This window comes from Paenibacillus lutimineralis (assembly GCF_003991425.1).
GTDB classification, from domain to species: domain Bacteria; phylum Bacillota; class Bacilli; order Paenibacillales; family Paenibacillaceae; genus Fontibacillus; species Fontibacillus lutimineralis.
The window spans coordinates 6,418,159-6,443,212 of the sequence record NZ_CP034346.1; the positions used below are offsets into that span (position 1 = coordinate 6,418,159).

Here is a 25,054-nt window from a genome sequence, read left to right on the forward strand (position 1 = left end):
TCAAATAGCAACGAAGAATGGGAGTGCAAGAATAGCTCAATGCACTGCCATTTTTTATGTTTCACTGATTTTGCATAAGATCGAGCCCGACTTGATTTTTCTTCAAAATATGGTTACAGCTACTGATAGCTTTTTAATCAAAGATCAAAAGAGACTTTGAGGCGAAAACGTTTTTTTACACTACAAGGTATCCATTCCTCAGACAAAGGAGAAATCTCCTGTTGTAAAATGAGAGCAATAAACAGTACCGATATTCTTATTAGATGCCACTAATAGGGCATCTTTTTTTTGCCTAATGCATCATATATTGAAGGATCTTCTTCTACATCTCTCTACTCAAAATTTCGCCCTACTTATGATACGGTTCAGCTTAACGGGTCTATCCGCGAAAAATACTAAAGGAGCTGTCGTGACAGCTCCTCTAGTTGCTTTAATATAGACCGTAAACGCTGTACCGGGCATCATAGGCTATTTTGATCATTCCGCCAGATCTCCAGTTTAACTGTAGTCGAAATCCTTGCTTCCTTATTCTTGTTCTACAACATCCCGCTATTCAACCTGTTATGTACATGAAAAGTTACCTTTGTCCCTGTACCTAACGTACTTGTGATATGAAGTCCTGTTCCGAAGTGCCGTTTTAATCGCTGATCCGTATTAATCAATCCGACGCCAGAACGACTATCTGCTTTTCTTTCTAATATTCGTTGCAATTGAGCCTCGTCTATTCCGTCCCCATCGTCTTCAACGGTTATCTCTGCATGCGTCTCATAGACAAGAATCCGAATTAGAATCGTTCCTCCACGATTGCGCTTCATTATGCCATGTCTTATCGCATTTTCAACGAGAGGCTGGATCGAAAGAAATGGAACTTCCAGCTCTCCGTATTCATCAATCTCCCAAGCAACCTCCAGCCTTTCTTCAAATCGAACCTTCTCAATATATAAATAAGAGCGTACTAAACTTAGCTCCTCTTCAATTGGAACAAGTCCATCCATATTTTGAAACGTAAATTTATTCCTCAAAAAATTGCTAAACTCATCGAGCAAATCACGCATCTTGTCTAGATTAATCTCACTTAAAGCTGCTACAGCATTCAACGCATTAAATATAAAATGAGGCTGGATTTGCGCTTGCAGCCATGCAGCTTCTAATCGCAGTTGTTCCCGAACGGATTGTTTAATCGTAGTTAACGCCTCGATCCGCGATCTTATTTCTATTGCTTCCACTGGCTTCGTCACATAATCGTTTGCCCCCGCTATAAAACCGCTCTGAATATCTTTCGGTTGGCTTCTTGCGGTAAGGAGCAATACAGGGAGCTCCGTAAGTGTAAACCGCTCACGAATCATCCGCGTCAACTCATAACCGGACATCTGCGGCATCATAATGTCGGAGATGACCAAATCCCAGTCCTTAGTATCTAGTAAAGCCAACGCTTCTTTACCACTGGTTGCCATCGTTAACTCGTATTCGTCTGGTGGCAGTATGGCTTCAAGCACTTGAAGATTGACTGGATCATCATCAACAATTAAGACGAGCGGACGATTTCGATTCATTTGGAATGAAGTTGTTGGTGTTGCCCCTTTCGCAGCTAGCGAAAGTTCCATTTGGTCCAAATCGACTGTGGAGGCTATTTCTTGTATCGCCATAGATTGTAATACGAACGGTTTCAATCGGTTCGAATCTTCTCTTTCTTCCTCCACTTCCTCATCCGCCAGATTCAACGAAAATGTAAATTTCGAGCCTTCCCCTAAAACAGAGGATACATCTAGCGTACCTCCATGAAGCTCAATCAGCTGCTTGCTTATGCTTAAACCTAACCCAAAGCCGCCTTCAATCATGGTCACACTCGTACTGCCTTGCTCATACGGACGGAATAAGCGCTTAAGCATGTGCTCATCCATTCCGATCCCCGTATCAGCAATCACAATATACGCTCTTCCGTCTTTGGCAAAAGCTTGAATCGAAATTGTCCCTTCATTCGTATATTTCACAGCATTATGAAGTAGATTGAACACGATTTGGATCACTCGATTCTCATCCGCAATTACTGGGGGAAAATCTTCCGAAATCTGATTTTCAATTTGGACAGACTTTACTTCTGAATTAAATTGCAGCATATCCATTACTCCGGTCACGATCGGCTGAATAAATATGACTTTTTTCTGTAGACGCGGATTGCCTTCCTGTAAGCTCATTACATCAATTAAGTCGTTTAATATCCATGTCAGCCGACGTCCTACAGATAAGACCGTTTCAAGCTCCTTGATGCTCCGTTCCTGCAATAAATGCTGCTCCCTTTGTAAAACAGATTGTGACATGTTAAGAATGCTATGCAGCGGATTTTTAAATTCATGCGAAGTGTTTGCCAGAAATTGATCCTTATGATCATTCATTCTTTGCAAGGTTGCAGCAAGCTCTTTGGTGTTCGCATGCATGATAAAGTAACCCTTAAACCATTCAGAGGCTAAACAACCCATCGCAATAATCATATCGAACGGATAGTAGACAAGACTCAAACCGCTATCCAACAAGATTAACGACCAAAGAGAATGGTTCATCAACGCAAAAAAGGAGAAAAGCAGTAAAAGATTGCTCTTTAAACCTTTGATTACTTTTTTAAACATTGTAATCAGCGTAATAACTCCAGCAGTACCAAGTAATAGATAATAAACCGGAAAGAGCATAATCACTTGAGTTGGATCTAAAAACAAAGTGATGCCAGCAGTCCCTAGATTCATTACTTTATAGACAGGGTACATCCTACGCCAATATGGAAGCTCGCGATGATTCGTACACTGGAGCAAAGCATAGGCTGCAATAACGAAAGCAATATTAGCCACCCTGAAATCCCAATTAATCCCAATGTAAAATAATTGATGGAACAACTTCTCATCCGTACTAAAGACACTCATGATCGTTACACATAATGCAAGCAAACTGAAATAAAGCAGCTTCTTTTCCTTATTTCCTAGCAAATACAAAATAAGCGCATAGACAGCATGCATAATAAATATAATCGCTGCCAAAAACTGCATAAAAGTGGAAGCTTTCATCTCTTTGGCAATGGCTTCTTCTGAACCAAATTTAACGGATCGGACAATGCCCCCGCTTCGACTATCCACATAATTTGCCGCCTGAATGACGAGTTCGATTACACCGTTGTCATCTGCTGTAAAGGTTGTAGAATAAGGTAGGTCCTTCGGAATATATTCATCCTTTGTTGTCGCTACCTGTCCGGATTTAGTAAGCAATCGACCGTTTACATATAATTCTGATGCAGTGCGTACGCTGGGTACACGAATACTATAATTAAGGTGCTTTGCCGGGTCTACAAAAAGACGCAAACGATAAGAGCCATACCCGTATGGAGATGGCTTGTCAGCATGCAAAGCTTCACTCCATCCTCCCGGTACCTGAATATGCCTTGGCGCATTATCGCCTAACAATTGTTGCCGACTACCATCTATCAACCATTGCGAGGGATAAAACTCCCATTCGCCATCAAGTAAGAGAATGCTGCCATCTTCTGCATTCCAATTACGCAAATCGGATTGCCCATTATAAATTGACGCCTGTTTGGGAACATGAAACGTTTCCATCCATAAAATACGCAAACCGGTTAAAACAACTAATATGAACACTAGCAATAATATAATATAGCTCTTTTTCATTTGATATTTGGATGAGTGAGTTTCCAAGAAGTATTTCTCCCCTAGTCATTTTCTTCTAAGACATTTAAATAAGCACTCTCCATAATTTACCACAGTTAATATGGCAGAGAAACGGACGATAGAGATATCTTTATGTCTATTATATAGAAATACCTACTTGGAATTTCGCGAGTTTGTTGTTCAAAGGTAATTTCTAGGTGCCGTCAAGCCGAGGGCCTCGAGCACGCAAGCGAGCCTCCCGAAAACCGTACTGCACACTCCCTTTTACTACTAATGAAGTTCCTTATCGAGTATATGTTGTGACTTCCTTGGTACAAAACCCCTCCGAGCATAGATATGAAGAGCGACAGCCTTGCAATCTCTCCTGCATCCCTCACTACTGCTGTTATGATAAGAATAACCACACACCTTGGGGGATTAAGCCAATTAATTCGCCCTATTTATGATATGGTTCACCATATCATCTATAAAGCGAACTTAACTCCTATCAAAAGAACTCGTCCATAAGGTAATAATCTCCCATATTATTATTGTTTTTCGGAAATCGCCTCAAAATGCTTGACTATCAACCTTGTTTACAGTTGGAATATCACTGAAAAAGGTCGACACCAACACAATTGGAGTCTTCTGAGCCATTAAAGTTTGACTAAATGCAGTGTTTCTATCTGACTGTAGCAGTAAATAAGTGCATCACAAAGAGATCGAGCTAACCTTTGATGAGAAGATTGAGGAATACTTCTAAACTATAGCCCCTTCCGCTAATGAAGCAGAGGGGGCTTTTTGTGTTCCTAGCAAAATAGTTCGTAGTAAGTAGAAGATTATGATAGCAATCTAATTTTTTATATCGTATGATTCTTCACATACAATAAGATTTTGCAATAATAAGCTTCATAATATATACCTTATTACACTTTAGGGGAATAAGGCGTACTGCGGATTTTTTATATTTTCCGTACGGGAGTTTTTTCGGAATGGAGAGACTATGAAAAAAATTATTGTCTTTATGATTTCATTACTTATACTGTTCACCGGATTCGCAACACCAAGTTATGCATTATCAGATTCGCAATCTGATTCAATACAAACATTGTTGGATGATGCAAGCCGTATATCAGGTGTACCGGGAATGTCAATCTCAATACTTGCGAACAATGAAGTGCTCTACTTTTCTTCCGGGTACGCAGATCGTGAAAAGGGACTGTCGGCAAGTGAAAATACTCTATATGAGCTGGCTTCGGTAAGTAAAGCTTTTACCGGCATGGGTATTCTGCTGTTGGAAGAACAAGGACTGCTGTCAATGTCAGACCCTATCCAGAAATATTTGCCTTGGTTTACGTTAAAGTATCAGGGGAAACACGTTGATATGCAAAGTATTACACTCAATAACTTTTTACACCATACTAGCGGCTTAACAAATGGCAGTCACAGTCAAAACATTCCACAAGGCAATACGCCGGATATGTTGCAAAAAACCGTAGAAATGCTCGTAGATTCTGAATTGTCATTCTATCCTGGTGAGCAGTATAATTACGGAACTGTTAATTATGACGTATTAGGTCTGGTTATTGAGATTGTGTCGGGACAAAGCTATGAAGACTTTATGAGGGAACAGGTATTTCAGCCGTTGGGTCTTCACCAGACGTATGTTTATAAAGAAGATGCTCAAGCCACCGGACAGTTGGCACAGGGCTACCGTTCTTCCTTTTTTATGACAACTCCATATAACGCGCCGGATTATTCCGGGAATAAACCCGCAGGCTACATCATTTCTTGTACAAAAGATATGGCGCGTTGGATGGGCATACAGATGGGTATTGTGCAGGACATACCCGAAATATTCCATACGGTTATCGAAAAATCACATCAGGGTGATATGTCTGTTCCGGCTGTCAATGAAATGTATTATGCGGCGGGCTGGTCGGTAAACGCCAACCAAACGATTATAGAGCACCCAGGGGGCAATCCCAATTTCGGAACCGAAGTAGCCATACTGCCAAATGAACGAACAGCCATCTGCTTGCTGACCAACGGCGCAAATATCAATAGAAGCATGGTACTAAAAGTTAAAGATATATTAGACGGCAATCTGACTCAGTCATATGGAATAAGCGGAACACAGCTTTTGGACATCATTTTGTCGTCTACCACAATTATTCTTTGCCTATTGGCTGTTCTGTTCTTTCTCTTAGGATCACGCAGAAGGAAAACGAATGAGCGGCAGCCAATGACAAAAAAGCGAATAATCGTAACAGCTATTTTGCTGATTGCTACGATTGTCCAGTGTATTATGTGCTGTGCATTAGATTGGTCAACGATACTTATTTGGCAAACATATAGTGTTCTTACAGCTTTGATTTCGTTGGCATTATTAACAGCAAGCATTACATGGTTTGTATACACTCACCGATATAATGCCTCGCTCCGAAAATAAGCATTTCATTCGTTTGCCTTATTGAAAAAACGGGAAGATTTCTTTTAATGATAGAACAATATCAGCAAAAAGGAAGTGCCAGGCACCCCCTAAAGAGTTTGCAAATTTGTTTTTAGATGCAAAAAAAAGCGCTCCTAATCATTTAGGACGCTCTTTTACTGGCAAATAATCAAATTCGATGAAAACATTCTAAAATAGTGATTTGATTACATCTAAGTTGTAACCTTCTCCTAATAACAATGGGTGAGGAAGGCATCCAGTTCACTCTGGAAAAGGATTGGGCCGACGGCCCTCCGGCTATTGAGGGTAGCCCCATCGAACTCGCGCTAGGCTGGGTATCAAAATTGGCCGATCCGTTCTACGTCTCACCCGACGCTCTTGCAGCCGCCAAAGCCAGCGGGAAAGCGTCACATGACAACGGTTCCCAAAACAATAGCGGTCAGGAGGGATCAGATAAGTGATCGATCTTACATCAGATTTAGAAATCGAAAGCCTGTACCAAAGCCATACGATCTCTCATACCTGCTCTTCCAAGATTACATTCAGCAATGTTTCGCAGGTTCGCATACTCAACTGGCTTAAGCAAAAGGGCTGCCAGAAGTCAGTTTTCACTTCTAGACAGCCCTTTCCCTATAATATCTAAATTAGTTTAGCTTTAGTTTCTGGTAATTTTGATATTAAGATAATTCATTATACCGTATATTCACCTATTGATGATCTTGAATTTTGTCGATAAAATCCCAAATCCAATATTCACTACCTTGGCCTCGACATCGTCGACGGGGAATTCATGGACTCTTCAACGAGTACAAGGCCATAGGGAGCGGCAGTACGTTCGCTATGACGGCTCCCCTCCGCTACTAACGATAAGGCTCTTCACAACCCCTATAACAGCGAAAAAAAGGTTACCCTGTTCACGCTCTTGCGAGTCAATAGGGCAACCTTCTGTTGTGATTTTTGACTTTGAGATACCCGTATCAGTGGCTCAGAGCCATTTCCCTTCCCTTATTCACTCGATCTTGAAGAAACCCAAAGATCATTTCTACATATGCAGCAGCGATCATGGGATTACTCGTTATATATTGGGGAACTTGGTCATTATTCCAGGTCTTCGCTCCCTTCTCTTCATAATATTCTCGCTGGACTTTCCAGATCGGCGCTTCACTGAAACGGTAAGGTTGCTTAGGATTGCTTGTCATTTATGCCTGCCTGAAAAATACTTTGTCTTCGTTATATTTGGCCTTGCCTTCATTAATGATATACGTTTCATAAATTTCTCTGTGGACGGGATCTTCAACGATACAAACTTCGATTTTCGTTACTTCGTCTCTATGCATTCTGATCGGGGATACGGTATCCTCAAAATGTTTTTTTATTCTCGGTCTAAGCTTTCTGGCTTTTCCGACGAACAACAATTCATCTTTATCGTTGTAAAACATGAAAATTCCACCTAACTCTCTAGTGATCAGGTGAAATTCCGTGAAGCCGTAAATGTTGCTTTCCTGTGGATCAACCTGTTTGGTAATGGTGACATTAGGTGTGGGAATGATGATATTGATCATGATAGTCTACTTCCTTTACTTGTATTAGATTGTATACTGTGCTCGTACTTCAAGCATACTACATGGTATCACATTATACCCAACTTCTTACGATGCTCCATGAGCGTATATGGCAAATCGGTAGATTTCATGGAGTTCGAAGCACCATCATACTCTTCAGGTCCAAGCCCATAAGAATCCGTCGCGGTCCCAAGCAATTCTGCCGCCGTGGAGTTTGCGGAAAGCCTTCTTCACCTCTTTAGACAGCGATGTATTTCCATTCTCATTCACGAATACGAATTGTTCTCCGAAATGGGTCTTCACATATTCAATCGCATCGGCCTGGTATAGCGTTCCCGTAAACCTGATTTCCTTGACCATCCATTCCGCCACTTCCTGTGCGGTTACTTCCATAGGATTATTCTCCTTTCTACTCGCTTATTGCCCCATTGCTGGGTGTGTGGTGAGAAAAACGCGGAAATGATGACAAAGCTGCGCACAAAATTCGCTGAGTGGTAGTAGGAAGCCAATAACAACGAAGACCTAACACATGCCTGCTGCACATTCGTTTGACATCAAAATCCACATACCTTCCAACATTCCTCAGACAACTTCACCAACATTATTTTTCGCCCTACTTGTGATACGGTTCCCCCCGATTGATCTTCACCGCGCGATAAATCTGCTCGGTGAGCACCAGCCGCATCAGCTGGTGCGGCAGCGTCATGCGCCCGAAGCTGAGCTTCTGCTGGGCGCGGCGCAGCACTTGATCGGAGAGCCCGTGGCTCCCTCCGATCACGAACGCGACATGGCTCGACCCGTAGGTGCCGAGCCGGTCGAGTTCAGCGGCCAGCTCCTCCGAGCTCCAGAGCTGGCCGCCAATAGCGAGCGCGACCACATGCGCGCTCTCTTTCACATTCGCGAGGATGCGTTCGCCCTCGCGCTCCTTCACGATCGACACCTCGGCTTCGCTCAAGGTGTCCGGGGCCTTCTCGTCCGCAACCTCAATCATCTGAAATTTGATGTAAGGGTTCAGACGCTTGGCGTACTCCTGGATGCCCTGCACCAAATACTTCTCTTTCAATTTGCCAACAGCAATAATTTGAATCAACATATAAATCCTCCGTCTCGATGATTAATCCTTATCATTTATCTATAGAGAACGCCCGCCGGCGTTGCAATTTTCTTCGTACCGCGCGAAGCTCCAGCTCTTCCCTCGTCATTCCGTCATATTTGCTCAGGATCCTAGCACGCGATGTTTCGCTGCATAATTGGGCTTTCGGTCGACCACCTCCGGTCCACAGCTAACAGCGACTACCGAATAGCTAATTTCTAACGAAACGTGGTATCACTATTTACGCCAAAAAAGACCGTTAAAAATTCTAACGAAACAGGGTATCGCTATTATGCTCAAAATGTAGCTTAAAGCCCGAAATCAGTCCAAATAACGATCGTCAGTTTCGTTAGATTTAATGAGTCCCCGTTTTTGCAGCAATAACGATATGGTGTTTCGTTAGAGATCATTGAGATCTAGTTACCCGCTCCATTTTATCAAAAAACTACAACGAAGTATCCCCATCGTGCAATAGACCGGCAATACGCTCGTACTTCCTGCATATCCATATATCAACATAGCAAAGTAGGGCTACGCTTAAGGTTAGATTCTTCACTCATAGCTTACAGCTGTCATGGTTGTACAGTTAGCCCACTATGTAATCTGGAGGTGTTTATGTGAAGCTCAAATATGTAAAGGAGTTCTTCCTCTTTCCTGACATCGCCATCATGTGCCTCATCTTCTTGATCAGCTTCAGCTTTCTGATTCCGAACTTGGCCTCTTTAGGCCCCTGGATTGCTCTAGTTACGGGTATGGCTGCTTATTCAGCAGCGGAGTATTTCATCCATCGCTTCCTGTTTCATATGAAGACGCCAAAGCATCCCTTTTTCCTGAAATTACTCAAGCGCTTACACTATGACCATCACGCTAGTCCGAACGATCTGCACTTATTGTTCCTGCCCTTATGGTACTCTCTGCCGAACATCGCCATTGCGGGAGCAGCGGCCTACCTCATCTCCTCGAGCCTTGTTATTACAATGTCCTTTATTGATGGGGTGATCCTGTTCTTACTGTTCTATGAATGGAAGCATTATATCGCCCATCGTCCAGTCACGCCTCTCTCCCCATGGGGTCGTTGGATGAAGAAGGTCCACTTATGGCATCATTTCAAGAACGAGAATTACTGGTACGGTGTCACGAACCCAGTGTTTGACTTTGCACTCGGAACCTTTGAAGACCAGAAAAACGTAGAACTGAGCCAAACCGCACGAAATCTCGAGCAGCGCGGTAATAAAAATACGTGATCTGTAACCATTCCCCTACTCTCCATACTCAATTATACAAACGACTGCCGCCGAACGAACTTAGCCCGCCAAACGCCAAGGTTTGCGGGCTACTTGCTCATCATTTATCCTTACTGCTATTTCTTATTATTCGCCAGTTTCTCCTGGGCCATGCGGATCATCTCGCGTACCATGGAGCCGCCGATCTTTCCGCCGATCTTACCAACCGACTCGGTCGTCAAATCGCTATTATCTCCCTCCGACAAGGGAATCCCTAGATCGTCAGCCACCTCATACTTCACATCATCCGGCCGATTGGGGTTTACGTCATAACCCTCTTTTCTCATCACTTCGGCTTTAAATGACTGCATCTCCTGTTCAACCCCGGGAACGGCATACCTTCTGCGTCTTCTAGACATATCCTTGAATCACTCTCCACATCTATTTTGGCCTAATATGCCCTGAATCAGCAGAAGATATCCCTTATAAGGTAGTTCAAAAAGTCCACTTTTGATCACGAAGTAAATCAAGAAGCTATTCGACATCGAATCTTGAATTCACCCGGGCCTTCCGGTGCTCACGTACAAACTACGTACGCTGTGCTCCTCATGCCCTAGCTTCATCCAACCTTCTCGGTGCTGAAAACCGAACTTTTTGAACACGAACTTTATGTTCTTTATCCCCTTCGATCGCCTGCCCAACTCACTATTCACTCGATTCTCCTGGTTCGAAGTAATGATATCCACCATACCATTCATCAACGCCCTTGAACTTCTCCCAATTCGCGGCGCCTGATAGGACCTGGTTCCCCAAATCAGTTAAGCGAATAACGCAATCCTTGAAGGACGGCTCAGCATGCTTATAATCAGGAAAAATACCCAGGCCCTGAACATGCAGCAGCGGGTAAGGATCCTCCGTCATTTTCCGCAATCGATACCAATATTCTAGGTCGCCCATACCAAGCACATGCAGCTGATCTCCTACATAACGAAATAACTCGTATGGATGGACAATTCCGGACGACACCGCTTCTAACGTAACCTGCTCAATAATCCCGATTCCATGATCCTCCGAAGGAATCCTAGCCAAATGGGCCTGAAATGCCGCCTGTATAAAAGGCAATGCTTCGGTATCCTCTTCGGCAATCCGGACATGCTTGCTCCATTCTTCTGAAGTGTACGCCTCCCATACTTTTCGTCCCAATTGGAGCTGGTCTGGCCCAACAGGCTGCCAGGTTCCAGACAATGTCTGAAGCTGCTTCGCGGATAGCTGTCCTAACCCCCGGAACAACTCGATGCCCGGATAGGCGCCGATACACAACAGATTCAACTTAGTATTTCCCAAGGATTGATGGGAGAACCAATGCAACAGATAACAGAGCATCGTTTGATCGAACAAGTCATGCTCGAACCATAGGACGATCTCGGGATAGTCAGCGAAGTTTTGGAGAACCTGTTCCTGCTCCCTACAGCCCTGAATATACTCCTCCTGAGGAATCCCCAGTGTTTTCTGCAAATATTGGGCACGCAGCTTGAGGTTGTCCCCATCCATCTCTCGGAACACAGGGCCATGCGGATATACCTCTCTCCATACCAGAATTTCTCCTTGAACTCCGCTTTCCTTCAGCGTTTCTGCAACAGAATCCCCGTTTACAATATGCAGCATCTTAGTGCCTCCTTCATAGAGATCGAGAAATACGGAGATGAAATCAGCAACATGAAGCGAATTTTTTAGCATGCGCCGCGCATCGAAGAGCCTTTTCTTCAGCGCAGATACAGACACACTTAAATAGTCAGAGATTTCTTGAACGGAATACCCTTGGAAATAGTATAGCTGGACAGCCATTCGCATATTGGGTGATAATTCAGCAACGGAAGCATGCAGCATTTTCTGCATCTCCCTTCGCTCTACTAAATCTGCTACGTTGAAATGCTGATCGGCAGCAAACTGCTCTACTTCCTGAATTGGTACGATGGGATGCTGTTTGCGACGCAACACTCGATAGCATTGGCGCTCCACAATCACCTTGAACCAGCCTGGAAAAGCCTCCTGCTCCCTGAGCTTAGGCAAATTCACGAACGCTTCCGCAAACGCTTCCTGAACTGCATCTTCTGCTAAATGCACATCACGTAATATCTCATAAGCAACGGTCTGTGCCATCCCTCTAAACCTCTGAACGATGTACTCCTGCGCTGCCTTTTCACCGTGCTTCGCTGCCTCAATCCATTCCTGCACCTCTTATGATGCCTCCTTATATCCGCCTTCTCCTATTCAAGTGCCAGCGACATCCAAAAAGGTTACATCTTATTCTCCTTAAGAAAGGCTGTAAACTGTTCTGCATTATCGAAACAATTGATTTCGACTCCATTTGCCCGAAGATACCTATCTAATGAGACGACCAAGGATTCCACCGCAGCCTGTAATTTCGATAAATCCCGCGAATCCAGAGCAGCAATCAATTCAGGGAACCCCAATTTTCTATATGTCTCTATATACGATGAATTGATGATCAAGTCAGAAGGCCAGTGGCCCGTTTCAGCAAAGAATAAAAAGGCTGCGGTCAAGTCCTGTACAGAAATAGCAGAGAAAAACGCCGTATCATAGTCATTCATTTCACAGGCCGTAATGATTTTATCCATAACTCCCTTTAACTCTTCGTAAAAACCTTTCATTCTGTCAGGGTAAGAAGGAGTCCCGTAATACTTTTCTTTTTGCTCCAACACCAAGTCCAGCGTACTTGCCGTAAGTTCCTCGGAAGCCTGTAATATGTCTGCGTTCACGCTGCTGTACATAATCGCATCTATATGTTGCTTCAAGAGAGCCGGTTTCAACGGCAGGCCTAGAACCTGCTCCATATTCTTGCCAAAGCCCCTTGTATAATAGGTCCTATTCAATAATGCCAGACTTTGCAATACTTTGGTTAAAACTTCATGAGCCTCTATTCTATAGAAGGTGATATCTTCGGAATCGACGGCTCGGCTCATCTTATACAAATGCAGATAAACCTTCCGAAGCTCCGATTCTGCTTTCTCTACCATATCCTGTGCCTTTTCCGGCCCCTGCATGGTAGAGGTTGTCTCGCGCAGCCTCATAAATCTGTCATGGTCCTCTTGTGAACGAACATATAAAAGCTTGCTATCCGCGATAATCGTCGTTTTATCCTCCTGGAAGGAAGCCATTCTCTCTGCTCTCTCCCAGCTTATAGGCCAGAAATCAAACCCTATGCCGTCAATGATGAACTGGATACTCGCCTGGTAACCCTGTGGACTAGCCGGGATAAAGAAAAAGTCCAGATCAGAACGTTTTGTAGCCGTTCCCTGAGCATATGACCCATAATAAGCGATAATTGCGATCTCGTCGGAATACTCCTTTTCAACATAATCTATAAGAGCCTGAGCAACATCAAACACATTCAACATTCGTATCCCCTCCCATGTATCCTTACGAGGTTATGATATCAAGGTTCTCAGAGACCTAATAGGTAAAGTTCAGTTATAATCTACTAGAATAGAGCCAAGACAAATGAACTCAGAAAGGAATCCGGTGTCTATCGTGAATATGATTCTGGTGATCGAAGATCAAGTAGATGTGAATCACTTGCTGGCCGAAGCGTTGACCGTTGCGGGCTATCGCGTTAAATCTGCATATACCGGCCTGGATGGAATCAAAGAAATTCAGACCAACTCCTATGACTTAATTTTGCTGGATATTATGCTTCCTTACAAAAGCGGGGACGAAATACTGAAAGAGATGCGTACCTTCTCAGATGCTCCGGTTATTATTATTTCTGCCAAGGATATGGTTGGTGTAAAAATAGATTTACTGCGGTTAGGTGCGGACGACTATATTACCAAGCCCTTTGATTTAGGAGAAGTGGTTGCTCGGGTCGAGTCCAACTTGCGACGCTCCCATAGGCAAATACAGGAGAACCCTGTCATTACATACAAAGATGTCATACTCGACGAACATACGAAGCGGGTTTGCGTGAGCGGTACCGAAATTGAACTGACCGCAACAGAATATATGATTCTGGAGCTGCTAATGGGGCATACAGGCAAGGTGTTCACGAAGGCCAATCTATACGAATCCATCTGGCAGGAGGAATATCTCGGCGACGATAACGCTGTCAAGACTCACATCAGCAACCTGCGCAGCAAGCTCAAGAAGGTTAGCCCTGACGAGCAATATATTGAAACAGTATGGGGGCTTGGCTATCGCCTCTATCAGGAATAAAGAGGTTATTCAAATTATCCCTTTCCTGACACTTTTCCACATAGCTCTTGACCTTTTCTAAACCTTTGCGCCTTATACTTTTGCGTATAGAAAGGACAGGTGAACAATTATGACTGAATATGTACTGAAAACCACGGACCTGACGAAGAGCTATCGCGAAGCCAATGTATTGAAGCAAATATCACTTAGTCTGGCCCCTGGTAGAATATATGGTCTAATCGGGCAAAACGGAGCCGGTAAAACGACGCTAATGCGGCTCATCACCGGACTAAGTTTTCCTTCAAGCGGAACGATTGAGCTATTCGGCCATCAAGGGGAGAAGAACCTGCAAATCGAACGCAAACGGATCGGCAGCATGATTGAATATCCTAGCTTGACACTAAGCATGACCGCCAAAGAAAATATCAGGCTTCACCGCATCATACGAGGAATTCCGAACAAGGAAATAGAGGACGAATTACTGCAGTTGGTCGGCCTTGCTGATACCGGGAGGAAGAAGGCCAAGAACTTCTCGCTGGGTATGAAGCAGCGCCTGGGAATTGCGATCGCTCTGCTTAGCAGTCCCGAACTTCTCATTCTAGACGAGCCAATTAATGGTCTTGATCCTGTAGGGGTCATAGAGATCCGAAATTTGCTTAAAAAGTTATGCGAAGAACGACATATGGCCATTTTGATCTCAAGTCATAACTTGCCGGAGCTATATCAGACCGCAACGGATTATATCATCGTCCATCAAGGCGAATTGAAGCAGGTCCTTACACTAGAGCAACTAGATGAGCGCTGTAAGCATCATTTTCTAATCCGTAGCAGTGAACCGGAAAGGCTGGTAAGTGTTCTGGAAATGCAGCTGCATACGACCAATTACAAGGTTATGCCTGATCAAAGCGTCAAGTTGTATGATTATCTCGATGATAAGGAGAAGGTATCGCGTGTTCTGTTCGAAAACGGAATTGTTATCAGCAATCTCTCCAACGAAGGCGATACACTGGAGAACTACTTTATCTCTGTGATAGGTGGTGAACAACATGCTTAATTTGATCCAGGCTGATATTTATAAATTGCGCAAATCCGCACCCATTAAAGTTTTATTTTCCATCACAACGATCAGTAGCATAATGGTGGCAATCATAGCCTATCTGATCCCGCAAGGTAAAATCGATGAAAACCTGACCGGACTTGGATTCATGTTCTCGGATATCAACGTAATCAGCATTCTTGGCGCCGTCATGGCGGCGATATTAATCTGCGGTGATTTTGACTCAAGAACATTTCATGATGCTGTGGCGAGCGGTTCCAGCAGGGCTTCGATCATCATAGGCAAGACAACCGTCTTCTGCTTCTCTATCCTGTGCATTCTGATTCCTTATATCGTTACAACAGGGGTTGTACTTGGGACGGGTTCCAAATTCAGCATGGGCTCCGTAGCCGTAGGTTTCCTGAATATGATGACTACAGAAGCCGGGAAGGCACTCACTGCAGCGGAGATATGGAAGCTAGCCGCGATCATCTTGACCTTGACCCTTGTCTATATTGCTCAGGTAAGTATCTGTATCCCACTTGCTTTTACACTTAAAAAGCCTGTTCTGGTCGTCGCCATTTATTACGGTTTTTCCATCCTGACTGCGCAGCTTACCAAGCTGAGTGACAGCTCCAAGCTGTTTGACCGTATTTTCTCCTGCACACCCTATGGAGGGAACTATACTTTTCTAACACTAACTTCGAGCACGGGAGAGATTGTCAAGGCCCTCGCAGTCAGCTTGATCTTTATCATCATCATGCTCGTTGTCACATTCAGCACATTCAGAAGGTCTGAGATTAAATAACGGAGAGGTTGATGAAACGTAGTGGCCATTGCAGTAGGATTTCTAACCATTTTAGTCATCGGACTTATTCTATATATCGTATTTATCCTGCAGCAATTGCGCAGCATCAACCGACAGCTCGGCAAACGCCTGAGCGAACAGACGCGGCAGCCGATCAGTCTAGAGCTCGTAAGCAAGGAACTGAATACTCTAGCGATTCAAATCAATAGATGCCTGAAGGCGGAGGAAACCCTCCGTCTTAAAGGCATTCACGAGGAGCGAAGATTCAAGGAAATGATCACCAATATATCCCATGACCTGCGCACCCCGCTTACAGCTATTAAGGGCTATCACCAACTGCTGACCTTGAGTGAGTTAACCCATGACCAGCAGAAGAAGCTGCAAATTGCGCAGAAGCATGCCAATGAGCTAGGATATTTGATTGAACATTTCTTTGAGTATTCCTGTCTGGTTCATGCCGAGCCAAAGCTTCAGAGCAGACGGGTCAACTTGACCAATCTGATAACAGAGTGCCTCGCCGCGTCAGTCCCAGCGCTTGAAGACAACAAGCTGACCGTTGAGTTCAAGGAAGCCCCGCCTACCTATATTCTTGGCGATCAGGAGATGATCACAAGGATTATTCAGAATCTGATCCGTAATGCGATACAGCATTCAACTGGAACTCTGCAGGTCAGCCTGCCTACTACGGACGAACAGGCCATCCTGTCATTTCGCAATCGTGTTAATCCAGCCACAAGCATTGATGTGAAGCGGCTGTTTGATCGCTTTTACACCGGAGATCAAGCACGAGGCAGCAGTACAGGACTTGGCTTGTCCATCGTTAAATTGCTGGCAGCACAAATGGAAGGCAGCACAGATGCATCGCTGCAGGATGGCTGCCTTGAGATACGAGTTCATTTACCATTGTACCGAAATGACCATTAAAGTGCCTGGAACAACCGCTCCCCTTGGGTCGCAATGTATTTATACATCATACCGCATACCGCCAACATCATGACTCCAATGCCCAACAAAATGAGATTACCGTTCACATGGGATAACAAAAATAATATAGCAACTGGAATCACTACGCTGATAAAGCCCAATAACATAGAAACGAGTACCGATGCACTCTGCTTAATCGCAGTAACTTCGCTTGTCCAGTCCAGTTTTGGAAACTTCAAATTAACTATAATCCCCAGCATCGCTGAATAACACGCATAGATCACAGGGATCACCAACAACAGCAGACTCTCCATCCATCCCATGCGCAATGATATCATAAGCATCAAGCAGCTCACTACCGAGATTGGTATGGTGACGGTAAGATTGACCGCGACCTTGCTAAGCAGAATATCTTTCTTTGATACGGGCGAGCTTTTGAGTATCCATAAATGGTTGCCTTCCAGAGAAATAGAACTTGCTGATGTGCAGCTTAATGTGACGAACAAAGAAACGACCAGTGGAGCCATTCGCCCCAAGTAGTCAGACATTTGTGGAATTTCTATCAATTGCCCAAGCTTCTCCGAGCCAATGAACAATAGGGCAATCGATGTCACGAGCAGAAAAATCATGATTATACTCGTATTCAGTACATATAAAGAAGAACTAAAATATCGCCGCAGTTCCTTGACATACAAGGCACGAAAAGGAGAAGAAGCTTTCAGTGATCTCATCACATATTTACTGCTTGTATGGGACGTCGTTAAGCCTGTGTGTATCGCTTTATATCTCGTGCCAAGTACAATAGAGAACAAGATGAACGCCAGCAACGAAATGGCCATAAATAATAGCAACGGGCCGATCTGATAGGAGCAAACGGCATCTACATACATGGCTGCAAGAGGATACAGCTTAAAGATCATATCTGCCAATTGCGTACTCATATCTGTAAGCATCTGCTCGTTTCCTTTGAGGCTGAACAATCCGGCCATAATTCCAATCGTTACGGCCATGGTTAGAACAATGGTGATCACTCGACTCGCTCTAAACCGGGAGGAGACCCAGCTGATCAGCGCACCAATTAGGGCTGCCGCAATAATAGGTAATAACGGAATAAACAAGAGTGTAATTAGAAATGACAGATAAAATACCACTTCTGGATTCACTTTTATTGCATATACCGCACCAGCCGGCAGCATCAGTATCAACATGAAAAATAAATTTAGCACATAGAGCTGAAGAACACGGCTCGCTACCACGTAGCTTGTTCGGATAGGTAACGACATGACCAAATCATAGTCTTTGTAGCTATATAATACCCCGCTAGCTTTATAAATCGTTGTAAAGAACCCGAGTATCGATGTTGCTGCCATCATGATAGCCAGCAGCAGATCCATACGCCCAATTTGTTCAAAGGTCTGCGCCATTAAGTAGCTGTACACAAAAGAATATCCTGCAATCATAACCACACCAATCAGAATACCGATACTGAGAAGAAGAAATTTGCGCCTTTCCTTACCATCGCAAGTATGCAATGCTTTATTCAAGCCAAATGTGGAGAGCAGCTGTATCTTTGTTAAACGCCATATATTAATCATTATCTATCAACTCCAGGAATACATCTTCGAGGCTATGATCCCCCTTCACATCCTCAGTCTTGCCATAAGTGATCAAACGACCCGCTTTAATAATAGCAATCTTATTACACAGCTTCTCTGCCACATCAAGCACATGGGTGGAGAAGAAGATGGCACTGCCGTTCCTGCACAGGTCTGCCATGATCGCCTTTAACGTATGGGCCGCCTGTGGGTCAAGTCCGACAAAAGGTTCGTCCAGGACCAACAGCTTCGGTTGATGAATCAGAGCAGAGATAATCGCCAGCTTCTGCTTCATACCATGAGAGTACGAGGAGATCAAATTCCCCAAACTGGCTGTAATTTGAAAGGCATCGCCATATTGCTTAATCAGCCGCTCTCGATCTGTCTTCGACACGCTATAGAGATCACCGATAAAATTCAAATACTGTATGCCAGTAAGATGATCGTATAGATCCGGGTTGTCCGGAATATAGGCAGTAACCCTCTTGCAGGCAACCGGGTCTTTCTTGATCGAGATACCGTCAATTTCAATATCCCCTTCTTCAAAGTCCAGTACACCAACGACTGAGCGGATCGTCGTCGTCTTTCCTGCCCCGTTATGTCCGATAAAACCGTAAATGTCACCTTTTTCAACCACCAGATTCAAGTCGTCTACGGCCTTCTTACCGCCTTTATAGCTCTTCGTAAAATGTCTTATTGTAAGCATCTTTCCTCACCCTTCCATGGATGTGTACAGCCTCATATCTTTTCTGTTCTAACAGAACAAATATAATACGTTTAATCTATGTTAAACGTTCAATTGTATCCATCCACTTTAGGATAATGTAGAGGGTTAGGCTCCATTTATAGATTGTCTACACTATTAAAAATTAAAATCAGTCCAACGATACACATAATCCACGAAAGGGCCGATCCTGTATTTGAAAGCTTGATTCGTAGCCGTTCCAATGGTCGTTGCATGGCCTTACCAAATAATGCATGTAGGATAAACAATACAAGTGGCGGCAGAATCATTATGAAATTATAGCCGCCTAGAATGACAAGCCACTGATACGCAGGTAAATTGGCGGTAGTCATAAGACCAATCGCTGCAAAATAAGGAAATGCCGCCCCCACTTCAACCACGGATGTCGTAAATCCGAGGGCAATCATAGCGGCTTTACTTCTGGACTTCGGTCTTGGCAGATCTGCCCTTTTCTTACCTGTAGGATAGAAGAAGCTGGCTATGAATAAAATGGTGCCAATGATCATCATCATCCAACTAATGGACCGATGCTCAAGAATCGAGGATAGCGTAGACAACAGCGTATCCAGGCCTAACATGAGCGCAAAGCCTACCGAGAAATAAAGAGCGGCAACCGTGCCTAAATAAATCATTAAGCGTGAACCTAATCGCTCCTTTTCAGAAAGCAGCAAATAAATCGTTACTCCCAGAGTTGCCGGACTAAGTGTATCTAATAGAGCTAGTCCGCCGATCATACCTAGTAGTTCAAGACTCACGATACTCCCCCTTCTCTCCTAGTATCCCTTGTACTTCAACCATATGAGCCTCATAAGCCTGCTCCATAAAATCAAGAATCTCCTGATCAATCGGATAAAGTCCAAGCAGCTCCGATTGCTGCGGGGATTTTCTCACTTCCCATAATTTATTAATGAATTCACCTTCATCTTCAAATTCTTCCACTTGCTTTTCCAGCATACGGCGTATAATATTTTGAACCTTAGGTGAATCAGGACCATCCTTCATATGCTGCTTCAACTGGCCCAGCAGGGCGATCCACTCCATTGTAGCTGGATCCTCTCCGTTCATTTTTGGAACTCTCGCTAATAGCTCCCTCTCCCTCTCGCTAAATATACTCTGCTTCAAAGTAGGCGATCTTTTCTTGTATTGCTGGGATAACTGAATTAGCTTCTGCACTGCCGCCTGTTCATCCCCCACTTCGACAACAATTCCATGGATTAGCTCCCGCAGAGAAGATTCCATACGCTTTAATCTCTGCTGCTCTTCTAGGATACAGGCCAATTGTTTATTTAGACTGTCCAGCCAATTCCAATTGGGGTCAGATAGCATTTCTTTAATCTCTTGCAGACTGTAGCCCATCCCTTTGAAGAAATGGATATATTGGAGCCTCTTCAGCTCCTCTTCTGTATAGAGACGATGTCCTCCCTCTGTTTTGGCAGGTGCAGTCAGCAATCCGATCTGATCATAGTACCGAAGAGTTCGGACGGAAATGTCTGTCTGTTTTGCAACTTCTTTAATATGAATCAAGACAAGGTACCTCCCCGTGTTATTCTTCTCTATCCTTAATTACAGCATATTTCAGCAAGTACCCCAGTCCAAGCCCAATAACGACCCCAGGCAATGCCTTATCCACTATAAAACCAAGCCCCGCGCCAATGATGACACATCCATAAATAATGGCATCATCTTCCTTCATAACTGCAGCCCCCTTCATAATTATTGGAAATTACATCATTGCTTCGATTATACAAAATGACGCAACGTCACTTTCAAGGGCTTTAGGTTTTTAATTTTACGGAATCCTTTCAAATTGACCTTTCAGCTAAAAAAACAAGCCCTCCCAAAAAGGGAGAGCTTATTGTTCTTCACTATCATTATCACACAACTAAGAACCGCGCCTCGTGCTGGCATTCTTCACACTTTACCGGCGGCTCCCAATCAATAAATTTCGTATGTTCCAAATCTACAACGTCCGGTGCTTCCTCGAACTCTTTAATGAACTTATCGATGGCTACTTCTACATGATCTTTGCATACTACATACATATACGTAAAGCATCCTCTCTGTTGCCGCAGCTACTAAGCATACGCTTCTAGAATTACAAACATCCTGTATCTGTTCTACCATACTCCAGCGCAAAAAGGAACCAATTTACGCATACTTTCCCGTGGAAAATATGTCCCCTCCTTCTATGGGTATCCTCCTGATGAGAATCAGCTACTCTCTTGACTTAAGTCAATGATCAGAATCCAGCTCCTATCTAAAATAAGAGCAGATATCTTCATACAGGAGGTTACTTATATGAGAAGTGTTAAAAAATTATCGGACCCACGGATGTCTGCGCTAACCGCCGGTACATCGTTAATTGTCATGGCATTCGCAGCATTCTTTGCCTATGGCTTCATTCATGGACGCCTTGTAGTGCAGAATAACCCCGCACTGACATTTCAGAACATCCTCACCTCGATCAACCTGTTCAAAGCCGAGCTCTTCGGATGGGTAATCATTCTAATCTGTGACGTTGTCGCTGCCTGGGCGCTTTATTTGGTCCTCGCCCCCGTCCACAAAGGTCTTTCCCTGCTCGCGGCCTGGCTTCGTCTTATCTATTCCGCCATACTCGGTATAGTTATCCTGAATTTAGTGTTTGTACTGCTGCTCATCACGAATAGTGCCTCTTTAGCTTCATTTAGTATCGAACAGCTTCAAGCCTTGATGATGCTATCTCTTAATGCATTTCAATCGATCTGGTCGATCGGTTTGATCATTTTTGGAGGACATCTTCTCGTTGTGGGCTATTTAACTCTCCGATCACGTAATATTCCAAGAATTATCGGCATCCTCTTGTTGCTCGGGGGAATAGGCTATATTTTCATTCACTTATGCAATATCTTTCTACCGGAGTATAGTAAATTGATCTCAACTCTTACCCTTATCTTCACTCTGCCAATGACTCTAGGGGAGCTGGGACTAGCCATCTGGCTGCTATTTAAAAATCCTGCTCGTGAATCCGTCTCTTGATTCGGCTTAATGACTCTGGAGTCATACCGAGATAACTGGCTAATTGATGCTGAGGTACACGTTCGGCTAAATCAGGCCTTCTCCGCATTAATGCCTTATACCGCTCTTCAGGTGTAGAGGAGATGAATGAAGACCACTCATCTTGAACCTCCCCCAGGTTCTCCTCTACCATTTTGCGGGTCATCGTCTCCAGTTGTGCATATTTGCTGAACATGTCCTGTTCCATATCCAGATTGCCAACAACCAGTACACAGTCCTCCAGACAAGCTAAAGTGTAAGGGGATGACCGATCCTGCCTATAGTAGTTGAAGATAGAAGCAGCTTGCTCTTCGGTATAGAAATTAGAGGTTGTCTCCTTCCCTGCCTCATCGATGGAAAATTGCCTGATGCACCCCTTTAAAACGAAATAACATTTCGTCGGAATGTCACCTTGCCGAATCAGTATCGTGCCCTTCTTATATTCCACGACACATATATCATCAATAATCGCTTGCTGTTCTTCTTCGCTAAGCGTTGTGAATTTAGCCAGATACTTCATTAGGATACTTCTCATTAGGATCCCTCTCAGGTTCAGAAATTGAAATTTACGACGAACTTCATCTCTATAGCTATAGACTATAACATGAAATGGATGTTCAGATTATATTGAGTTTACTCATATAAAATAGAACACACTTGTACGAATCTCTTCAGGGGGTAGACATAATTTGAATAACGACATTCTTGATGAAATGCACAAGCTTGACCATCACGATGAACAACGATATCGCCTGCTCATGAGGTATTTAAGGCTGTTGCAAAATGAAAGAAAACAGCACGGATTTCTTAAAAAACTTAGAAAACAATGGAAGGTATACAATAGTAAAAAAGGAATAGGAGAATAATGGTATTATCCTGCCTGCCATAGATACCAAGAAAAAACCTCTCTATCGGATTCAGCAAACAGCTGCTCTTCTAGAGAGGTTTATTCCTTATTGAGAGATACTCACATTCCCGATCACGGCCTTGTTTGTCTGGTTATCTCCAGGGTTACTGACTGCCAGGCCTATATACACCTGCTGATTCATAGAGATCGTAACCGTACCGATCTTCGTCCATTTCGTACCGTTGGAGGATACCGAACCCGTGAAATTATTACCGCTTCTACTTAGTTTAAGCCACCGGGGCACCGTTGCATTTGCTGTCTGGTCGCTCATCCCGCCGTGGGTCTCCTGTCTGTATTGGAAGGTAGCCCCATTCCCCGGTGTCATCATCATATCTACATGCTTCGCATCGCCAGCCAGCGACTCCCGGATCATAATCCCCGCTTTCGCCCATTCGTCCATAGCGCTCATCGATTTGATCTGAACGATCGTATCAACATTTCCGCTGATCGGCTGATATATATAGTTCAACTGATCGCTATTTCCCCATATATCGGTGGAGCGACTGCTGATCGTAAATTGCTTGTTCACGCTATTGTACCCGGCATCTCCCGGCATCAGACCAATATTTCTCGCACTCCAGCCTGCCGGCAGATTTGCCTGATAATCCTGCTCTACAGGGGGCGTCCAGTCGGGAGTAGGCCAGGTTGTTCGTTGATTAATCTTGGCCAGCTCGGATTCCGGCCATTTGTTGTACGCAAAGAAGGATAAGCGCTTTATGCCTGGATAATTATCACGGATTCCTTTATACACTTCCTGATACTCATCATCGCTCCAGTCATTATCCAACGTCGCTACGATTTCCACATTCTCGCCGCTAATGCGGTCAGCGGTATCCTTCAATATCCCGTATTGATCGCTATAAACCCAATCGCTATTGAAATCCCAGTCATCGAAATAAGCCATTGGAGCGATGAAGTCAATATACTGCTTGAACTTGGACACGTCCTGGCCGACCTCTACGAATTCCGGCGGCAGAATATACACCCCGAGCTGCATATCCGGCTTTGATGATAACGAGAGATCCTGGCGAATATCGCCTACGTACAGGCCGATCTGATCCGTTCTCCACTCATTCCACTGATCCCGCTGAGGTGAATTCACGGCAAAGTTAATATTAAGCGGGGAATACCCGAATTGCTGTTGGAACTTCTGCACCGTATAATCGCTTACGTCCATGTTGTAATCATCGAAGCGGATCCAGTCCAGCACTACGCCGTCCACATTATAATTTTCTACTACTTCCTGAATAATGGAACGCTCATACTGCTGTACTTCATGATGAAGAGGATTGACGAAATACTCACTCCCATTCGAGCCTGTAAAAGGTGTAGGAACTCCGTTAATGAGCGCCTTCATTTGCCAATTGCTATTTTTGATAAATGCCTCTTGGTCGTGGAATTGTGGAATCCAGGCATGAACCTTGATTCCCACGTTATGAGCAGCCGTGATAACCTCCTGAAGGGCATCGAATGTATGATATCCTGCGGCAATTGGAGCGATGCTACTATGATAGAACACCCGCCCTGAAGGAACCTCATCGTCTTCGTCCTGCTTGACATTCATGCTGATAACATCCACCCCGTACTGTTTAGCCATGCTCACGAAGTTCGTCACATCGGACTTTTTCTTGAACTGATTGACTGTTCGTACAATAACCTCTGTTTCAAATGGCGTATTCGCCGGTTCAGAAGCTTGAACAGAACCCACAGAAGCAATATGGCTACCAAGCAGCGCCAATATCATCGATACACTTATTATCACAGCTAACCTCGATTTCAGTGCAGACTTCATACTCTTTGCCTCCATTTCATAG

The 25,054-nt window shown here is 44.1% G+C and carries 23 protein-coding genes and 1 pseudogene; 8 read left to right on the forward strand and 16 right to left on the reverse strand.

Annotation, left to right across the window (positions count from 1 at the left end; translation table 11 throughout):
- Window positions 1-536: 536 nt before the first annotated feature.
- Window positions 537-3,671 (reverse strand): hybrid sensor histidine kinase/response regulator, encoded by a 3,135-nt coding sequence (locus EI981_RS28510; protein WP_193556414.1) that lies wholly within the window; start codon window positions 3,669-3,671, stop codon window positions 537-539.
- A 982-nt stretch (window positions 3,672-4,653) separates the two neighbouring features.
- On the opposite strand from EI981_RS28510, the gene EI981_RS28515 reads away from it, so the two are divergent.
- On the forward strand, window positions 4,654-6,102 hold the full coding sequence (locus EI981_RS28515; protein ID WP_127004062.1) for a serine hydrolase domain-containing protein: 1,449 nt from the start codon (window positions 4,654-4,656) through the stop codon (window positions 6,100-6,102).
- A gap of 1,001 nt (window positions 6,103-7,103) precedes the next feature.
- On the opposite strand, the pseudogene EI981_RS28520 reads toward EI981_RS28515, so the two are convergent.
- The 4 genes and pseudogenes from EI981_RS28520 to rlmH all read right to left on the reverse strand — a co-directional run.
- A pseudogene (locus EI981_RS28520) lies at window positions 7,104-7,301 on the reverse strand (tetratricopeptide repeat protein); the annotation flags it as partial.
- On the reverse strand, window positions 7,302-7,664 hold the full coding sequence (locus EI981_RS28525; protein ID WP_127004064.1) for a nucleotide excision repair endonuclease: 363 nt from the start codon (window positions 7,662-7,664) through the stop codon (window positions 7,302-7,304).
- Between the two features lie 156 nt (window positions 7,665-7,820).
- Window positions 7,821-8,057 carry a DUF6953 family protein gene (locus tag EI981_RS28530; protein WP_127004066.1) on the reverse strand — a complete coding sequence of 79 codons (237 nt, stop codon included), beginning with the start codon at window positions 8,055-8,057 and terminating at the stop codon, window positions 7,821-7,823.
- A gap of 220 nt (window positions 8,058-8,277) precedes the next feature.
- Complete coding sequence (gene rlmH / locus EI981_RS28540; protein WP_127004067.1) at window positions 8,278-8,757, reverse strand: 23S rRNA (pseudouridine(1915)-N(3))-methyltransferase RlmH; 480 nt, start codon at window positions 8,755-8,757, stop codon at window positions 8,278-8,280.
- A 617-nt stretch (window positions 8,758-9,374) separates the two neighbouring features.
- Between rlmH and EI981_RS28545 the strand changes: the two genes are divergently transcribed.
- The gene (locus EI981_RS28545; protein ID WP_127004069.1) at window positions 9,375-10,001 is read left to right on the forward strand and encodes a sterol desaturase family protein; all 627 of its coding nucleotides are present in this window, start codon (window positions 9,375-9,377) and stop codon (window positions 9,999-10,001) included.
- A gap of 116 nt (window positions 10,002-10,117) precedes the next feature.
- Here EI981_RS28545 and EI981_RS28550 read toward each other — a convergent pair whose 3' ends face one another.
- The 3 genes from EI981_RS28550 to EI981_RS28560 all read right to left on the reverse strand — a co-directional run bounded on the left by EI981_RS28550 (window position 10,118) and on the right by EI981_RS28560 (window position 13,399).
- Entirely contained in the window at window positions 10,118-10,399 is a 282-nt protein-coding gene (locus EI981_RS28550; protein ID WP_127004071.1) for a small, acid-soluble spore protein, alpha/beta type, read from the reverse strand.
- Window positions 10,400-10,685: 286 nt separating this feature from the next.
- Complete coding sequence (locus tag EI981_RS28555) at window positions 10,686-12,215, reverse strand: sigma-70 family RNA polymerase sigma factor (protein ID WP_127004073.1); 1,530 nt, start codon at window positions 12,213-12,215, stop codon at window positions 10,686-10,688.
- 62 nt (window positions 12,216-12,277) lie between these two features.
- Window positions 12,278-13,399 (reverse strand): nucleotidyltransferase domain-containing protein, encoded by a 1,122-nt coding sequence (locus tag EI981_RS28560; RefSeq protein ID WP_127004075.1) that lies wholly within the window; start codon window positions 13,397-13,399, stop codon window positions 12,278-12,280.
- A gap of 103 nt (window positions 13,400-13,502) precedes the next feature.
- On the opposite strand from EI981_RS28560, the gene EI981_RS28565 reads away from it, so the two are divergent.
- The 4 genes from EI981_RS28565 to EI981_RS28580 all read left to right on the forward strand — a co-directional run bounded on the left by EI981_RS28565 (window position 13,503) and on the right by EI981_RS28580 (window position 16,960).
- On the forward strand, window positions 13,503-14,213 hold the full coding sequence (locus EI981_RS28565) for a response regulator transcription factor (protein ID WP_227011629.1): 711 nt from the start codon (window positions 13,503-13,505) through the stop codon (window positions 14,211-14,213).
- Between the two features lie 109 nt (window positions 14,214-14,322).
- A complete protein-coding gene (locus EI981_RS28570; protein WP_127004077.1) occupies window positions 14,323-15,246 on the forward strand; it encodes an ABC transporter ATP-binding protein in 924 nt (307 codons plus the stop codon).
- Window positions 15,239-16,036: an ABC transporter permease gene (locus EI981_RS28575; protein ID WP_127004079.1), complete on the forward strand. Its 798-nt coding sequence runs from the start codon at window positions 15,239-15,241 to the stop codon at window positions 16,034-16,036. The genes EI981_RS28570 and EI981_RS28575 overlap by 8 nt, the downstream gene beginning before the upstream one ends.
- Window positions 16,037-16,057: 21 nt before the next feature.
- Window positions 16,058-16,960, forward strand: a complete 903-nt coding sequence (locus EI981_RS28580; RefSeq protein WP_127004081.1) for a sensor histidine kinase — start codon at window positions 16,058-16,060, stop codon at window positions 16,958-16,960.
- Here the strand turns inward: EI981_RS28580 and EI981_RS28585 are convergent.
- The 6 genes from EI981_RS28585 to EI981_RS28605 form a co-directional block, all read right to left on the reverse strand.
- On the reverse strand, window positions 16,957-18,555 hold the full coding sequence (locus EI981_RS28585; protein WP_127004083.1) for an ABC transporter permease: 1,599 nt from the start codon (window positions 18,553-18,555) through the stop codon (window positions 16,957-16,959). The two genes, EI981_RS28580 and EI981_RS28585, sit on opposite strands and share 4 nt — an antisense overlap.
- Window positions 18,548-19,261, reverse strand: a complete 714-nt coding sequence (locus tag EI981_RS28590; RefSeq protein ID WP_127004085.1) for an ABC transporter ATP-binding protein — start codon at window positions 19,259-19,261, stop codon at window positions 18,548-18,550. Before EI981_RS28590 ends, EI981_RS28585 begins: the two co-directional genes overlap by 8 nt.
- A 137-nt stretch (window positions 19,262-19,398) precedes the next feature.
- Window positions 19,399-20,055, reverse strand: a complete 657-nt coding sequence (locus EI981_RS28595) for a GAP family protein (RefSeq protein WP_127004087.1) — start codon at window positions 20,053-20,055, stop codon at window positions 19,399-19,401.
- Window positions 20,045-20,824 (reverse strand): MerR family transcriptional regulator, encoded by a 780-nt coding sequence (locus EI981_RS28600; protein WP_127004089.1) that lies wholly within the window; start codon window positions 20,822-20,824, stop codon window positions 20,045-20,047. Before EI981_RS28600 ends, EI981_RS28595 begins: the two co-directional genes overlap by 11 nt.
- 19 nt (window positions 20,825-20,843) lie before the next feature.
- On the reverse strand, window positions 20,844-20,993 hold the full coding sequence (locus EI981_RS29325; protein ID WP_193556415.1) for a hypothetical protein: 150 nt from the start codon (window positions 20,991-20,993) through the stop codon (window positions 20,844-20,846).
- Window positions 20,994-21,174: 181 nt separating this feature from the next.
- Window positions 21,175-21,342: a CxxH/CxxC protein gene (locus EI981_RS28605; RefSeq protein ID WP_127004091.1), complete on the reverse strand. Its 168-nt coding sequence runs from the start codon at window positions 21,340-21,342 to the stop codon at window positions 21,175-21,177.
- Between the two features lie 256 nt (window positions 21,343-21,598).
- On the opposite strand from EI981_RS28605, the gene EI981_RS28610 reads away from it, so the two are divergent.
- Entirely contained in the window at window positions 21,599-22,315 is a 717-nt protein-coding gene (locus tag EI981_RS28610) for a DUF4386 domain-containing protein (protein WP_227011630.1), read from the forward strand.
- On the opposite strand, the gene EI981_RS28615 is transcribed toward EI981_RS28610, so the two are convergent.
- Window positions 22,284-22,868, reverse strand: coding sequence for a Crp/Fnr family transcriptional regulator (locus EI981_RS28615; RefSeq protein WP_127004093.1), 585 nt, complete (start codon window positions 22,866-22,868; stop codon window positions 22,284-22,286). The genes EI981_RS28610 and EI981_RS28615 overlap by 32 nt on opposite strands.
- 154 nt (window positions 22,869-23,022) lie before the next feature.
- Here EI981_RS28615 and EI981_RS29180 point away from each other — a divergent pair, with 154 nt between their 5' ends.
- Complete coding sequence (locus EI981_RS29180) at window positions 23,023-23,199, forward strand: hypothetical protein (protein WP_162616303.1); 177 nt, start codon at window positions 23,023-23,025, stop codon at window positions 23,197-23,199.
- A gap of 87 nt (window positions 23,200-23,286) precedes the next feature.
- On the opposite strand, the gene EI981_RS28620 is transcribed toward EI981_RS29180, so the two are convergent.
- Window positions 23,287-25,032 carry a family 10 glycosylhydrolase gene (locus EI981_RS28620; RefSeq protein ID WP_162616304.1) on the reverse strand — a complete coding sequence of 582 codons (1,746 nt, stop codon included), beginning with the start codon at window positions 25,030-25,032 and terminating at the stop codon, window positions 23,287-23,289.
- Window positions 25,033-25,054: the final 22 nt, after the last annotated feature.